Below are 13,931 nucleotides of genomic sequence, written 5' to 3'. Positions count from 1 at the left end.
ATGCAAGTGAAGCGTTTTTTCGCCGCCGATATGCGTCAGGCCATGAAACTGGTTCGTGATGAGCTGGGCGCCGACGCCGCGATTATCGGCAACCGTCGTATTGCCGGCGGTGTCGAGCTGACGGCTGCCCTGGATTACACCCCTTCGGCCCTGGCGCCGCGCGTGCCGAACATGGAGCTCGAAGACGAGCTGCGCAAGACCGCTTCGCGCATCGTCTCGGCCCAGGCTGAACTGAGCATGCGTGGCGACAGCGATGCCACCACCAATCGTCAGTTGTTCGCCGGCCTGCCGCTGACCGCCGCCGAGCCATTGGTTGAGCCGACCTTCAAAGAGCCGCCGCGTCCCGCTGCGCCAGCCCCGGCAGCGGCGGTTGACCAGCGCGTGTTCGATTCGATGCGCTTTGAACTCAACGGTTTGCGTGAACTGCTCGAAGTGCAGTTGGGCTCGCTGGCCTGGAACCAGTTGCAAGGCAGCAAACCGCAACAGGCCAACCTGTGGCGCCGCCTGCAACGCATCGGCCTGTCCGGCCCGTTGTCCCGCGACCTGCTGGCCTTGACCACCGAGATCGAAGAGCCTCGCCAGGCCTGGCGCATGTTGCTGGCCCATCTGGCGCGGATGATCGCCACCCCGGAAATCGAACCCCTGGAAGAGGGCGGTGTGATCGCCATGGTCGGCCCTGCCGGCATGGGCAAGACCACCACCCTGGCCAAGCTGGCCGCCCGTTACGTGCTCAAGTACGGCGCTCAGAATATCGCGCTGGTGAGCATGGACAGCTACCGTATTGGTGCCCAGGAGCAGCTCAAGACCCTGGGCCGCATTCTCAATGTGCCGGTGACCCATGTCGACCCGGGCCAGTCCCTGGCCAACGCCCTCGACCCGCTGCTGCGCAAGCGCGTGGTGCTGATCGATACCGCCGGCCTGCAAGCCAGCGACCCGGCCTTGCGCATGCAGTTGGAAAGCCTGGCCGGGCGTGGCATCAAGTCGAAAAATTACCTGGTGCTTGCAACCACCAGCCAGAAACAGGTTCTTACCGCTGCGTATCATAGTTACAAGCGCTGCGGCCTGGCCGGTTGCATCCTCACCAAGCTCGACGAAACCGCGAGCCTGGGCGAGGTGCTGAGCCTGGCCATCAGTCATGAATTGCCGGTCGCCTACCTGACCGACGGGCCGCGGATCCCGGATGATCTGCATCTGCCGCGCCGTCATCAGTTGGTCAGCCGTGCAGTCAGCGTGCAAATGCAAGACGAGCCTAGCGAGGAAGCGATGGCCGATATGTTCGCCGACCTCTACCACAACCCGGCGAAGCGGGTAGGTTGAGGACGGTATGAACACCGTGAAAAGTATCTACATCGATGGTCTGCAAGCGATTCACGCGGCCAAGCCATGTAGCCTGCGTCTAAGCAAGACAAGGTAAAGAAATAAAATGGGCAGCATGCATCCCGTACAGGTGATCGCGGTGACCGGCGGCAAAGGTGGCGTCGGAAAAACTAACGTGTCAGTGAATTTGTCCCTGGCCCTGGCAGAGCTTGGCCGTCGCGTCATGCTGCTGGATGCTGACCTGGGGTTGGCGAACGTCGACGTTCTGCTGGGGCTGACGCCCAAGCACACCCTTGCCGATGTGATCGAGGGCCGTTGTGAGCTGCGCGATGTGCTGCTGCAAGGGCCCGGTGGCATCCGCATCGTCCCGGCCGCCTCCGGCACCCAGAGCATGGTGCACCTGAGCCCGGCGCAGCATGCCGGCCTGATCCAGGCCTTCAGTGACATCGGCGACAACCTCGACGTGCTGGTAATCGACACCGCCGCCGGGATCGGCGAATCCGTGGTCAGCTTCGTGCGCGCCGCGCAGGAAGTGTTGCTGGTGGTCTGCGATGAACCCACCTCGATCACCGACGCCTACGCCCTGATCAAACTGCTTAACCGTGATTACGGCATGAACCGCTTCCGCGTCCTGGCCAACATGGCCCAGAGTCCGCAGGAAGGGCGCAACCTGTTCGCCAAGTTGACCAAGGTCACGGATCGTTTCCTCGATGTCGCCTTACAATACGTCGGCGCAGTTCCCTACGACGAGTGTGTGCGCAAGGCTGTGCAAAAGCAGCGTGCAGTCTACGAAGCATTCCCTCGTTCCAAGTGTGCTCTGGCGTTCAAGGCTATTGCCCAGAAGGTCGATACCTGGCCGTTGCCCGCCAACCCCCGGGGGCATCTGGAGTTTTTCGTCGAGCGATTGGTGCATCAGACGAGCGCAGGACCCGTGCTATGACAGCGACCGGCTACAACGCTTACAAGAAGTCTGCCCGTGACAGCCAGGGCGAGTTGATCGAGCGCTACGCGCCCCTGGTCAAGCGCATTGCCTATCACCTGCTGGCACGCCTGCCCGCCAGCGTGCAGGTCGAAGACCTGATCCAGGCGGGCATGATCGGCCTGCTCGAAGTGTCGACCAAATACGACGCGAGCAAGGGGGCGAGTTTCGAGACGTATGCGGGCATCCGCATCCGTGGCGCGATGCTCGATGAAGTGCGCAAAGGTGACTGGGCGCCGCGTTCGGTACACCGCAACACACGCATGGTCAGTGACGCAATTCGCGCAATTGAAGCAAAAACCGGTCGCGACGCTAAAGATCACGAAGTTGCGGCCGAACTCCAATTGAGTCTCGACGATTACTACGGGATTTTGAACGATACCTTGGGCAGCCGCCTGTTCAGTTTCGACGACCTGTTGCAGGACGGCGAACATGAAGGGCTGCACGAGGACGGCGCGAGTGCTCATATGGAGCCATCGCGTGACCTGGAAGATGAGCGTTTCCAGGGAGCGTTGGCGGACGCGATTGCCAATTTGCCGGAGCGTGAGCGGCTGGTGTTGGCGCTGTACTACGACGAAGAGCTGAACCTCAAGGAAATCGGTGAGGTCCTGGGTGTCAGCGAATCGCGGGTCAGCCAGTTGCACAGCCAGTGCGCAGCCCGCTTGCGGGGGCGTTTGGGAGAGTGGCGAGCGCGCTGAACAGGCAGTGTGGGGACACTGCAGACGATACCGCGAGGGCAACCGGCCTTCGCGGGTTCGACCCGTGGTGCCCCCGGCAGTCCTTTTTGTGTAATGCCTGTTGATTGAAATGGCGCGTCCAGGTGCTGGGCGCGTTTAAGACTGCTTGGAGGTCGAATTGGACAAGAACATGAAAATCCTCATCGTTGATGACTTCTCAACGATGCGGCGGATCATAAAAAACCTGTTGCGTGACCTTGGGTTCACAAACACGGTCGAGGCGGATGACGGCATTACGGCCATTCCGATCCTCAACAGCGGGAGCATCGACTTTCTGGTAACAGACTGGAACATGCCGGGCATGACCGGTATCGACTTGCTGCGCCACGTGCGCGCTGACGAAAAGCTGCGCAGCCTGCCTGTGCTGATGGTCACCGCCGAAGCCAAGCGTGAGCAGATCATCGAAGCCGCCCAGGCCGGGGTCAACGGTTACGTGGTCAAGCCATTCACGGCATTGGCCTTGAAAGAGAAGATCGAAAAAATCTTCGAACGCATCCACGGCTAATGCCATCGCGGGGGAGCTATGGAGCATAAAGAAACGTCACAGGGAGACTTCGAGTCGACCCTGAAAAAGCATGCTCACCAGTTGGTCGACAGCCTTGAAAGAGGCCAGTTCGGCGACGCGGTGCAGTTAATCCATGAGCTCAACCAGACCCGTGACCGCGGCCTGTACCAGGAAGTGGGCAAGCTCACACGCGAGCTGCACAGTGCGATCGTCAATTTCCAGATTGACCCGCACATGCCCCAGGCCGAAGAAATCTCGCAAATCACCGATGCCACCGAACGCCTGTCCTATGTGGTCAGGCTGACTGAGGCGGCGGCCAACCGCACCATGGACCTGGTGGAAAACGCCACGCCCCTGGTCAACGGCATGGCCACTGAAGCCCAGGCCCTGAGCCACGACTGGGGCCGCTTCATGCGCCGGGAAGTGGGGGCCGAGGAGTTTCGCGAGTTGGCGCGTCGGGTCGACGGTTTCCTGTCACGCAGCGAGCAGGAAAACCGTACGGTTTCCAGCAACCTCAACGACATTCTGCTGGCCCAGGATTACCAGGACCTCACCGGTCAGGTGATCAAGCGTGTGACCCAGTTGGTCACCGAAGTGGAAAGCAACTTGCTCAAATTGGTGCTTATGGCAGGCCAGGTTGACCGTTTCGCTGGCATCGAACATGACCGCGAAGCGATCCTCTCGGAAAAAGATCCACAAAAACATCTCGCCAAGGGTGAAGGTCCGCAGATTCATGCCGATAAACGTGAAGACGTTGTATCGGGTCAAGATGATGTCGATGACCTGTTATCCAGTTTAGGCTTCTAAGGAGCACCCACATGAGCTTCGGCGCCGATGAAGAAATCCTTCAGGATTTCCTTGTAGAGGCCGGCGAAATTTTAGAGCAGTTGTCCGAGCAACTGGTCGAGCTGGAAAGCCGACCGGATGATGCGAACCTGCTCAATGCAATTTTTCGCGGTTTTCACACTGTAAAAGGGGGCGCCGGCTTCCTCCAGCTCCATGAGCTGGTGGAGTGCTGCCACATCGCCGAGAACGTGTTCGACATCCTGCGCAAGGGTGAGCGTCACGTTGATTCGGAGTTGATGGACGTGATTCTCGAAGCACTGGATGCGGTCAACGGCATGTTCAGCGAGGTGCGTGAGCGTGCCCCGATCACGGCGGCGACCCCGGAACTGCTGGCCGCCCTGGCGCGCTATGCGGAGCCTGCCGACACGTCGGCCGCACCGGTGGTTGAAGCCGCGCCGGAGCCTGTGGTTGAGGCCGAACCGGATGTGACCGACAGCGAATTCGAACAGCTGCTCAACTCCCTCAGTGCCGTCAAGGCCGAGGCGCAAGCACCGGCCGCGCCGGTCGCCGCACCGACCAGCGAAGACATCACCGACGCTGAGTTCGAATCGCTGCTCGACCAGTTGCATGGCAAAGGCCAGTTCGCGGCCGACGCCGTGGCACCCGCCGCTGCGGCTGCGGATGCACCGGCGGCCAGCGCCAGCACCGATATTACCGACGATGAATTCGAGGCATTGCTCGACCAACTGCATGGCAAGGGCACCTTCGCGGCCGACGCCTTGCCGGAAGTCGCCGCCACGGCTGCGGCACCGGCTGCTGCCAGTGCCGCTCCTGCGGGCGATGGGCTGATCTCCGATCACGAGTTCGAATCCCTGCTGGACGAATTGCACGGCAAGGGCAAGTTCAGTGAAGTGGCCCCGGCCGCTGCGGTTGCGACAGCTGCACCGGCCGCCGCCAAGGCCGCTGCGCCTGCTCCAGCCGCCAAGCCAGCACCGGCCCCGGCCGCCGCACCTGCTCCGGCGCGCGCCGCCCCGGCACCGGCAGCCGAGAAGCCTGCCAGTGAAGCCGAGACCACCGTGCGGGTGGATACCGCGCGCCTGGACGACATCATGAACATGGTCGGCGAACTGGTACTGGTGCGTAACCGCCTGGTGCGCCTGGGCCTGAGCAGCGGCGATGAAGCCATGCAGAAGGCCGTGTCGAACCTCGACGTGGTGACCGCCGACCTGCAGACCGCCGTGATGAAAACGCGGATGCAGCCGATCAAGAAAGTCTTCGGGCGCTTCCCGCGCCTGGTTCGCGACCTCGCGCGTCAGCTGAAGAAAGAAATCAACCTGGAACTGGTGGGCGAAGAAACCGACCTCGACAAGAACCTGGTCGAGGCCCTCGCCGACCCGCTGGTCCACTTGGTGCGCAACGCCGTGGACCACGGCGTGGAAACCCCGGAAGAGCGCGAAGCCTCGGGCAAGTCGCGCAACGGCAAGGTGATCCTGGCTGCCGAGCAAGAGGGCGACCACATCCTGCTGTCGATCACTGACGACGGCAAAGGCATGGACCCGACCATATTGCGCAACATCGCGGTCAAGCGCGGCGTGATGGACAAGGACGCCGCCGACCGCCTGACCGACACCGAGTGCTACAACCTGATCTTCGCCCCGGGCTTCTCGACCAAGACCGAGATTTCCGACGTGTCCGGCCGTGGCGTCGGCATGGACGTGGTGAAGACCAAGATCAGCCAGCTCAACGGCTCGATCAACATCTACTCGACCAAGGGCCAGGGCTCCAAGATCGTCATCAAGGTGCCGTTGACCCTGGCGATCATGCCGACCCTGATGGTGATGCTGGGCAACCAGGCGTTCGCCTTCCCGCTGGTCAACGTCAACGAAATCTTCCACCTCGACCTGTCGCGCACCAACGTGGTGGACGGCCAGGAAGTGGTGATCGTGCGCGACAAGGCATTGCCCCTGTTCTACCTCAAGCGCTGGCTGGTGGCATCGGCCAAGCATGAAGAGCAGCGCGAAGGCCATGTGGTGATTCTCTCCGTGGGCACCCAGCGCATCGGCTTTGTCGTCGATCAACTGGTTGGCCAGGAAGAAGTGGTCATCAAGCCTTTGGGCAAAATGCTGCAGGGAACCCCGGGCATGTCGGGTGCGACCATCACCGGTGACGGTCGGATCGCGCTGATTCTCGATGTTCCGAGCATGCTCAAGCGTTACGCCGCTCGGCGTATTTGATTCTGGTGGGGCAGGGCGGTAGTGCCCGCCCCGCCTAACGGAGTGTTTATGGCAGTCAAGGTCCTGGTGGTGGACGATTCGGGTTTCTTCCGCCGCCGCGTCTCGGAAATTCTTTCCGCCGATCCAACGATCCAGGTGGTCGGCACGGCCACCAACGGCAAAGAGGCGATTGATCAAGCCATTGCGTTGAAACCGGACGTGATCACCATGGACTACGAGATGCCGATGATGGATGGCATCACGGCAGTCCGGCACATCATGCAACGCTGCCCGACCCCGGTCCTGATGTTTTCCTCGCTGACGCACGAAGGCGCCCGGGTCACCCTGGATGCGCTGGACGCCGGCGCGGTGGACTTCCTGCCGAAGAATTTCGAAGACATCTCGCGCAACCCCGAGAAGGTCAAGCAGATGCTCTGCGAGAAAGTGCACAGCATTTCGCGCAGTAATCGTCGCAGCCTGTTCAGCGCGCCTGCGCCAACCGCTGCGCCAGCACCGGCTCCAGCGGCACCGACATCGTCGTTTGCGCGCCCTGCGCCTGCGCCGGTGGCACGGCCTGCGGTGGCACCCGCTCGCACGGCGGCGCCTGCGTCTTCGCATTCGCCCGCACCCAAGCGCAAGGCCTACAAGCTGGTCGCCATCGGCACCTCCACCGGCGGCCCGGTTGCGCTGCAACGCGTATTGACCCAATTGCCGGCCAACTTCCCGGCGCCGATCGTATTGATCCAGCATATGCCGGCGGCGTTCACCAAGGCTTTCGCCGAGCGCCTGGACAAGCTGTGCCGCATCAGCGTCAAGGAAGCCGAGGATGGCGACATCCTGCGCCCTGGCCTGGCGCTGCTGGCCCCCGGTGGCAAGCAGATGATGGTCGACGGCCGTGGCGCGATCAAAATCCTGCCGGGCGACGAACGCCTGAATTACAAGCCGTGCGTGGACATCACCTTCGGTTCGGCAGCCAAGTCCTACGGTGACAAAGTTCTGGCGGTGGTGCTCACCGGCATGGGCGCCGACGGCCGTGAAGGTGCGCGCCTGCTCAAGCAGGGCGGCAGTGCCATCTGGGCCCAGGACGAAGCCAGCTGCGTGATCTATGGCATGCCCATGGCCATCGTCAAGGCGGACCTGGCCGACGCCGTCTACAGCCTGGACGACATCGGCAAGCATCTGGTGGAGGCCTGCCTCTGATGGATGTACTGAGCCTGATCGGCATCATCATGGCGTTTGTCGCGATCATCGGCGGCAACTACCTCGAGGGCGGGCACCTCGGCGCCCTGGCCAACGGCCCGGCGGCGCTGATCGTGATCGGCGGCACCGTGGGCGCGGCGTTGTTGCAATCGCCCATGAGCTCGTTCAAGCGCGCCATGCAGATTCTGATATGGATCATTTTCCCGCCACGCGTGGACCTGCCCGGTGGCATCGACCGCGTGGTCAACTGGAGCCTCACCGCGCGCAAGGAAGGTCTGCTGGGCCTGGAAGGCGTGGCCGATGCCGAGCCCGACAGCTACGCGCGCAAAGGCCTGCAACTGCTGGTGGACGGTGCCGAGCCGGAAGCGATCCGCAGCATTCTGGAAGTGGATTTCTACACCCAGGAAAGCCGCGACATCAACGCCGCCAAAGTCTACGAAAGCATGGGCGGCTACGCGCCGACCATCGGCATCATCGGTGCGGTGATGGGCCTGATCCACGTGATGGGCAACCTGGCCGACCCCTCGCAACTGGGCAGCGGCATTGCCGTGGCGTTTGTCGCCACCATCTACGGCGTGGCCAGTGCCAACCTGGTGCTGTTGCCGGTGGCCAGCAAACTCAAGTCGATTGCCATGCGCCAGTCGCGTTATCGCGAGATGCTGCTCGAAGGCATCCTGTCGATCGCCGAGGGCGAGAACCCGCGTTCCATCGAATTGAAGCTCCAGGGCTTCATGGATTGATGGGAGGTATGCATTGTGAGCCGTCGCCGTCGCGAGCCTGAAGAACACGTCAACCACGAGCGGTGGCTGGTGTCCTATGCGGACTTCATCACCCTGCTGTTCGCGTTTTTCGTGGTGATGTACTCCATCTCGTCGATCAACGAAGGCAAGTACAAAGTCATTTCCCAGGCGCTGATCGGCGTGTTCAACGATGCCGACCGTGCGCTCAAGCCGATCCCTATTGGTGAAGAACGGCCCAAGACCGTGACCCCGGCCAAGCCGCTGGTCAACGACAGCGATGAAACCGCCGCCGGCGTGGGCGGCACCAGCGACCCGCTGAAAAGCATCGCCGACGACATCAGTGCCGCGTTTGGCGACTTGATCAGCTCCAACCAGATGACCGTGCGCGGCAACGAGTTGTGGGTGGAGATCGAGTTGAACTCCAGCCTGCTGTTCGCCAGCGCCGATGCGATGCCCAGCGACCAGGCATTCACCATCATCGACAAAGTGGCGGCGATCCTCAAACCGTTCGAGAACCCGATCCACGTCGAAGGCTTCACTGACAACGTTCCGATCAGCACCGCGCAGTACCCGACCAACTGGGAGCTGTCGTCGGCACGAGCGGCGAGCATCGTCAGGATGCTGGCGATGCAGGGCGTCAACCCTGGACGCCTGGCGTCGGTGGGCTACGGTGAGTTCCAGCCGGTGGCCAACAACGCCACGGCGCAAGGCCGCGCGCGTAACCGTCGGGTGGTGCTGGTGGTGTCGCGCAACCTGGATGTGCGCCGCAGCCTGACCGGCACCGGCACCGCCAATGCAACACCGGATGCGGCCTTGAAGCGGGCTGGCACACAAACTGCACCGGCCCCGGTAAAACCGCCGGTTCGACAGAGTGCCGTCAATTCTCCGTCGCCGGCTCAATAACCCCATGCAATGTCTCGGTCGCGCCTGTGCCTGCCGGGAGGAACCAACCGAATGAGAGTCTGGGCAGTTGCCAATCAAAAAGGTGGAGTCGGCAAGACCACCACCTCCATCGCCTTAGCCGGCTTGCTGGCCGAGGCGGGCAAGCGTGTGGTCGTGGTGGACCTGGACCCTCACGGCTCCATGACCAGCTATTTCGGCTACGACCCGGATGCGCTGGAACACAGCAACTACGACCTGTTCCTGCACAAGGGCAGTGTGCCGGCCGATCTGCCCGGGCAACTGCTGTTGCCCACCAGTAACGAGAGCATTTCGCTGCTGCCGTCCAGCACCGCGCTGGCCACCCTGGAGCGCCAGTCGCCGGGGCAGAGCGGCCTAGGCCTGGTGATCGCCAAGACCCTGGCGCAACTGTGGCAGGACTTCGACTACGCGATCATCGACAGCCCGCCATTGCTCGGCGTGCTGATGGTCAACGCCCTGGCGGCCAGCCAGCAACTGGTGATCCCGGTGCAGACCGAGCATTTGGCCGTCAAAGGCCTGGAGCGCATGGTCAGCACCCTGGCGATGATCAACCGTTCGCGCAAACAGGCGCTGCCGTTCAGTATCGTGCCGACCCTGTTCGACCGCCGCACCCAGGCGTCCCTCGGCACCCTGCGCGTATTGCGCGATGCCTACCCTGACACCATCTGGAACGGCTATATCCCGGTGGACACGCGCCTGCGTGACGCCAGCCGCGCCGGCCTGGCGCCGTCGCAGTTCGACCCGAAAAGCCGTGGCGTACTGGCCTACCGCGCGTTGCTCAAACACCTGCTGTCCCAGCAGCTTGTGGCGCAGGTGGCGTGATGAACCGTCCCGTCGAACTCAAGACCCGGCCGCAACTGGCACTGGAATCCTATCTGGATGCCCTGCTGCAGGACGCGACCGAGGAAGCCCTGCCGGAACCGATCCTGGTACTGGAGCCTGCTGTCGAGCCAGAAGCCGCGCTGGATGAATTCCAGTTGGCGGTGTTGGAAGAACAAGCCCGGGATGCGCAGGTCGTGGTGCCGATTATGCCGGCGGTGGCGATCCCGGCAGTGGTCGAGCCGGTGGTGGAAGTGCACCTGCCGCCGAGCATCACACCGCCGCCGGTCACCGGTGATGATCGCCCGAGCTGGGCCGCCGAGCCGTTCGAATGCCTGTTGTTCGACGTCGCCGGTTTGACGCTGGCGGTGCCGCTGGTGTGCCTGGGCTCGATCTATTCCCTGGAAGGTCAGGAACTGACGCCGCTGTTCGGGCAGCCGGAGTGGTTCCTCGGCATCCTGCCGAGCCAGGCCGGCAACCTGAAGGTGCTGGATACCGCGCGCTGGGTCATGCCCGACCGCTACCGCGACGACTTCCGCCAGGGCTTGCAATACGTGATCTCGGTGCAGGGCTACGAGTGGGGGCTGGCGGTGCATCAAGTCAGCCGCTCGTTGCGCCTGGACCCGAACGAAATCAAATGGCGCAGCCACCGGGGCCAACGGCCTTGGCTGGCGGGCACCGTGATCGAACACATGTGCGCGTTGCTCGACGTCGCCGAACTGGCCGAGTTGATCGCCAGTGGTGCCGTCAAAACGATGCCGGTTACTAAACGCAGTTGATTGAACAATAAGGTCCACGCTGGTGCGTGGCCAATCTTGAAGGGGTCAGGGGTATGAACAAGTCAGCGTCCGCACAAGGTTTGGATGATCCGATCCTGCAATGGGTAACCTTCAAACTGGACAACGAGTCCTACGGCATTAACGTGATGCGCGTGCAGGAAGTGCTGCGCTACACCGAAATCGCCCCGGTACCGGGTGCGCCGAGCTACGTGCTGGGCATCATCAACCTGCGCGGCAACGTGGTGACGGTGATCGACACCCGCCAGCGTTTCGGCCTGGTACCGACCGAGGTCAACGACAACACGCGTATCGTCATCATCGAGGCCGACAAGCAAGTGGTCGGGATCATGGTCGACAGCGTGGCCGAAGTGGTCTACCTGCGCCAATCGGAAGTGGAAACCGCGCCGAACGTGGGTAACGAAGAGTCCGCCAAGTTCATCCAGGGCGTGTGCAACAAGAACGGCGAACTGCTGATTCTGGTTGAGCTGGACAAGATGATGAGCGAAGAAGAGTGGTCGGAACTGGAGAGTATCTGATTGTTCCTTGAGGCTGCGGTGATTGTCCTGGCCCTGTTGTGGGCCGGGACGTTGGCATTTCTGCTGCGCCATGTGAGCCAGCAGCGCGAACTGTTGTTGCAACAGGCCGAGCGTGATGCGGTGCGTGACCGGCGCATCCTGGAGTTGGTCAAGCGGGTCGATCATTACCAGCAGAGTGCGGTGAGGGTGGGGGATGAGGTGCACGAATTGCGCGCCATTCTTGCGCCGTTGCCGGACAAGCTGGCGCAGATCGAGCAACGCGACCCTTCGAGCCTTTCGTTTGCCCAGGCGGCGAAGCTGGTGGGCATGGGGGCTACGGTGGATGAATTGACGCAGTCTTGCGGCTTGACCCAGGCTGAGGCGCAGTTGATGAGCAAGCTGCACAAGAGCTGATGTCTGTTAGTACCGCCATCAACTTGCAGGGGGCTGAGCCCTTCTACAACAAAACAGTACAAAAACGAATTGTTGGCAAATTCGCTGAGATACCCTAAAAGCCTTGAAGTAGAGCCTTCAAGAAAAAAATGAAGGTGTCCAAGGCGGCCTTTTTTTGCGAAATGTGTCACAGGGCCATACACCCTGATGGCACTTTTATGTCTTTGTGGTGACCAACCTGCGCATGTAGGAAGTTTCACTCACAAGGATGCGAAATGTCTTTCGACGCTTCACCTAGAACAAAACCCTCTGTTTTGCTGCAGTCTTGCGTCGCCACCTGCTCCCTTGTCGGTTTGCTTGCCAGTGCAGCGACACTGGCCGCTGAGCCTCAAGCGCCCGCCCAGCAACTGCTCCTGCAACAACAACGTGAACGTGCCCAGCGCGAGCAGTTGGAACCGTCCCCCGACGTCCGTCTCGAAACTCCGCAAGACAGCTCCGGCACTCTGCGTCTGCCGCGCAATGAAACGCCGTGCTTCAAGATCGACCGTGTGGTCCTTGGCGGCGACCAGTCCGAAGATTTCCAGTGGGCCTTGCGTGCCGCCAACCCGAGCGACGATCCGGTGCAGGGGCAATGCGTCGGCTCCGCCGGGATCAACCTGACGATGAAGCGCATCCAGAACGCGATCATCGCCAAGGGCTTCATCACCACTCGCGTCCTCGCCCAGCCCCAGGACTTGAACCAGGGCACGCTGGCGCTGGTGCTGGTGCCCGGACGCATCAAGCACATCCGTTTTGCACCGGGCACCTCCACGCGCGCCAACTATTGGAACGCCATGCCCGCGTCGCCTGGCGATGTGCTCAACCTGCGCGACATCGAACAGGCGCTGGAAAACTTCAAACGCGTGCCCACCGCCGAAGCCGATGTGCAGATCACGCCAGCCGAGGGCGCGGATGCGCAGCCGGGGGAGAGTGATGTCGTGATTGCCTGGAAGCAGGCGATTCCAGTACGCGTAAGCCTGTCGGTGGATGACTCCGGCAGCAAGCAGACCGGCAAGTATCAGGGCAACGTCGCTCTGTCGCTGGATAACCTGGCGACCCTCAATGACCTGTTCTACATCAGTTTCAACCACGACCTGGGCGGCGGTCAGAGCGGTGACCGTGGTTCGAAAGGCCACACCGTGCACTACTCGGTGCCCTACGACTACTGGCAACTGAGCCTGACGTCCAGCGAGTATGACTACCACCAGACGATTGCCGGGGTGAACCAGGCCTATTCCTACAGTGGCCGCAGCCGGACCAACGAGGTGCAGCTGTCACGGGTGATCTACCGCGACGCGGTGCGCAAGACCACTGTGTCGGTCGGTGGCTGGAGTCGTACGTCCAGCAACTACATCGAAGACACCGAAATCGAACTGCAACGTCGCCGCATGGCCGGTTGGCAGGCCGGGATCAATCACCGTGAATTCATCGGCGCCAACACCCTCGACCTCGGTGTCGGTTATCGCCGTGGCACCGGTGCCCGTGATGCGCTGCGTGCGCCTGAAGAGGAAAACGGCGAAGGCACCTCGCGTTCGCAGATCATCACCGCCAACGCGCAATTGCAGGTGCCGTTCACCCTGTCGGATCAACGTCTGCGTTACGTCGCTGGCTGGCGCGGGCAGTGGAACCGTACACCGTTGATCCCCCAGGACCGCTTTTCAATTGGCGGGCGCTACACCGTGCGCGGCTTCGACGGCGAGCAGATCCTGTCGGCCGAACGCGGCTGGACGTTCAGCAACGACCTGGGCCTGAGCCTGGCCAACACCGGCCAGGAACTGTACCTGGGCGTGGATTACGGCGAAGTCGGCGGGCATTCCACCCAGTACCTTTCGGGCCGGCGCCTGGCTGGTGCGGTGGTGGGCCTGCGCGGGGGCTACAAGCAATTTTCCTATGACATTTACACCGGCAAACCCCTGGAAAAACCCAAGGGCTTCCAGACCGCCGACGTGACCAGTGGCTTCAGCGCCAACTGGTCGTTTTGAAGGAGC

The 13,931-nt window shown here is 62.1% G+C and carries 14 protein-coding genes; all 14 read left to right on the top strand.

What is annotated here, in order from left to right; translation table 11 throughout:
- The 14 genes from flhF to BM110_RS19125 all read left to right on the top strand — a co-directional run bounded on the left by flhF (position 1) and on the right by BM110_RS19125 (position 13,925).
- Positions 1–1,317 (top strand): flagellar biosynthesis GTPase FlhF, encoded by a 1,317-nt coding sequence (gene flhF, locus BM110_RS19190; RefSeq protein WP_071489815.1) that lies wholly within the window; start codon positions 1–3, stop codon positions 1,315–1,317.
- A gap of 106 nt (positions 1,318–1,423) precedes the next feature.
- A complete protein-coding gene (gene fleN / locus BM110_RS19185) occupies positions 1,424–2,257 on the top strand; it encodes a flagellar synthesis regulator FleN (protein ID WP_003192912.1) in 834 nt (277 codons plus the stop codon).
- Complete coding sequence (gene fliA / locus BM110_RS19180; RefSeq protein WP_016976604.1) at positions 2,254–2,994, top strand: RNA polymerase sigma factor FliA; 741 nt, start codon at positions 2,254–2,256, stop codon at positions 2,992–2,994. The genes fleN and fliA overlap by 4 nt, the downstream gene beginning before the upstream one ends.
- 169 nt (positions 2,995–3,163) lie before the next feature.
- Positions 3,164–3,538, top strand: a complete 375-nt coding sequence (locus tag BM110_RS19175; RefSeq protein ID WP_015885173.1) for a chemotaxis response regulator CheY — start codon at positions 3,164–3,166, stop codon at positions 3,536–3,538.
- 18 nt (positions 3,539–3,556) lie between these two features.
- The gene (locus tag BM110_RS19170) at positions 3,557–4,345 is read left to right on the top strand and encodes a protein phosphatase CheZ (protein ID WP_058427225.1); all 789 of its coding nucleotides are present in this window, start codon (positions 3,557–3,559) and stop codon (positions 4,343–4,345) included.
- An 11-nt stretch (positions 4,346–4,356) separates the two neighbouring features.
- On the top strand, positions 4,357–6,558 hold the full coding sequence (locus tag BM110_RS19165) for a chemotaxis protein CheA (RefSeq protein ID WP_071489814.1): 2,202 nt from the start codon (positions 4,357–4,359) through the stop codon (positions 6,556–6,558).
- Positions 6,559–6,606: 48 nt separating this feature from the next.
- The gene (locus tag BM110_RS19160) at positions 6,607–7,737 is read left to right on the top strand and encodes a protein-glutamate methylesterase/protein-glutamine glutaminase (protein ID WP_071489813.1); all 1,131 of its coding nucleotides are present in this window, start codon (positions 6,607–6,609) and stop codon (positions 7,735–7,737) included.
- On the top strand, positions 7,737–8,477 hold the full coding sequence (locus BM110_RS19155) for a flagellar motor protein (protein ID WP_033900785.1): 741 nt from the start codon (positions 7,737–7,739) through the stop codon (positions 8,475–8,477). The genes BM110_RS19160 and BM110_RS19155 overlap by 1 nt, the downstream gene beginning before the upstream one ends.
- Positions 8,478–8,492: 15 nt before the next feature.
- A complete protein-coding gene (gene motD / locus BM110_RS19150; protein WP_092243055.1) occupies positions 8,493–9,380 on the top strand; it encodes a flagellar motor protein MotD in 888 nt (295 codons plus the stop codon).
- Between the two features lie 51 nt (positions 9,381–9,431).
- On the top strand, positions 9,432–10,220 hold the full coding sequence (locus BM110_RS19145) for a ParA family protein (RefSeq protein WP_016976611.1): 789 nt from the start codon (positions 9,432–9,434) through the stop codon (positions 10,218–10,220).
- The gene (locus BM110_RS19140; protein ID WP_092243057.1) at positions 10,220–10,996 is read left to right on the top strand and encodes a CheW domain-containing protein; all 777 of its coding nucleotides are present in this window, start codon (positions 10,220–10,222) and stop codon (positions 10,994–10,996) included. Before BM110_RS19145 ends, BM110_RS19140 begins: the two co-directional genes overlap by 1 nt.
- A 53-nt stretch (positions 10,997–11,049) precedes the next feature.
- Complete coding sequence (locus BM110_RS19135; RefSeq protein ID WP_010564003.1) at positions 11,050–11,532, top strand: chemotaxis protein CheW; 483 nt, start codon at positions 11,050–11,052, stop codon at positions 11,530–11,532.
- The gene (locus BM110_RS19130) at positions 11,533–11,925 is read left to right on the top strand and encodes a DUF2802 domain-containing protein (RefSeq protein WP_071489809.1); all 393 of its coding nucleotides are present in this window, start codon (positions 11,533–11,535) and stop codon (positions 11,923–11,925) included.
- Between the two features lie 254 nt (positions 11,926–12,179).
- Positions 12,180–13,925, top strand: a complete 1,746-nt coding sequence (locus BM110_RS19125) for a ShlB/FhaC/HecB family hemolysin secretion/activation protein (protein WP_256575443.1) — start codon at positions 12,180–12,182, stop codon at positions 13,923–13,925.
- Positions 13,926–13,931: the final 6 nt, after the last annotated feature.

Source organism: Pseudomonas sp. NFPP28 (assembly GCF_900115535.1).
In the GTDB taxonomy this organism is placed as follows: Bacteria; Pseudomonadota; Gammaproteobacteria; order Pseudomonadales; family Pseudomonadaceae; genus Aquipseudomonas; species Aquipseudomonas extremorientalis.
This window is presented reverse-complemented; position numbering and strand designations above follow the sequence as displayed.

What these genes read in the sequence shown, in the direction of transcription:
- fliA (WP_016976604.1), top strand. Translation starts at nt 2,254, where the DNA reads ATGACAGCGACCGGCTACAACGCTTACAAGAAGTCTGCCCGTGACAGC.
- BM110_RS19135 (WP_010564003.1), top strand. Translation starts at nt 11,050, where the DNA reads ATGAACAAGTCAGCGTCCGCACAAGGTTTGGATGATCCGATCCTGCAA.
- fleN (WP_003192912.1), top strand. Translation starts at nt 1,424, where the DNA reads ATGGGCAGCATGCATCCCGTACAGGTGATCGCGGTGACCGGCGGCAAA.
- flhF (WP_071489815.1), top strand. Translation starts at nt 1, where the DNA reads ATGCAAGTGAAGCGTTTTTTCGCCGCCGATATGCGTCAGGCCATGAAA.
- BM110_RS19140 (WP_092243057.1), top strand. Translation starts at nt 10,220, where the DNA reads ATGAACCGTCCCGTCGAACTCAAGACCCGGCCGCAACTGGCACTGGAA.
- BM110_RS19125 (WP_256575443.1), top strand. Translation starts at nt 12,180, where the DNA reads ATGTCTTTCGACGCTTCACCTAGAACAAAACCCTCTGTTTTGCTGCAG.
- BM110_RS19145 (WP_016976611.1), top strand. Translation starts at nt 9,432, where the DNA reads ATGAGAGTCTGGGCAGTTGCCAATCAAAAAGGTGGAGTCGGCAAGACC.
- BM110_RS19155 (WP_033900785.1), top strand. Translation starts at nt 7,737, where the DNA reads ATGGATGTACTGAGCCTGATCGGCATCATCATGGCGTTTGTCGCGATC.
- BM110_RS19175 (WP_015885173.1), top strand. Translation starts at nt 3,164, where the DNA reads ATGAAAATCCTCATCGTTGATGACTTCTCAACGATGCGGCGGATCATA.
- BM110_RS19165 (WP_071489814.1), top strand. Translation starts at nt 4,357, where the DNA reads ATGAGCTTCGGCGCCGATGAAGAAATCCTTCAGGATTTCCTTGTAGAG.
- BM110_RS19170 (WP_058427225.1), top strand. Translation starts at nt 3,557, where the DNA reads ATGGAGCATAAAGAAACGTCACAGGGAGACTTCGAGTCGACCCTGAAA.
- BM110_RS19160 (WP_071489813.1), top strand. Translation starts at nt 6,607, where the DNA reads ATGGCAGTCAAGGTCCTGGTGGTGGACGATTCGGGTTTCTTCCGCCGC.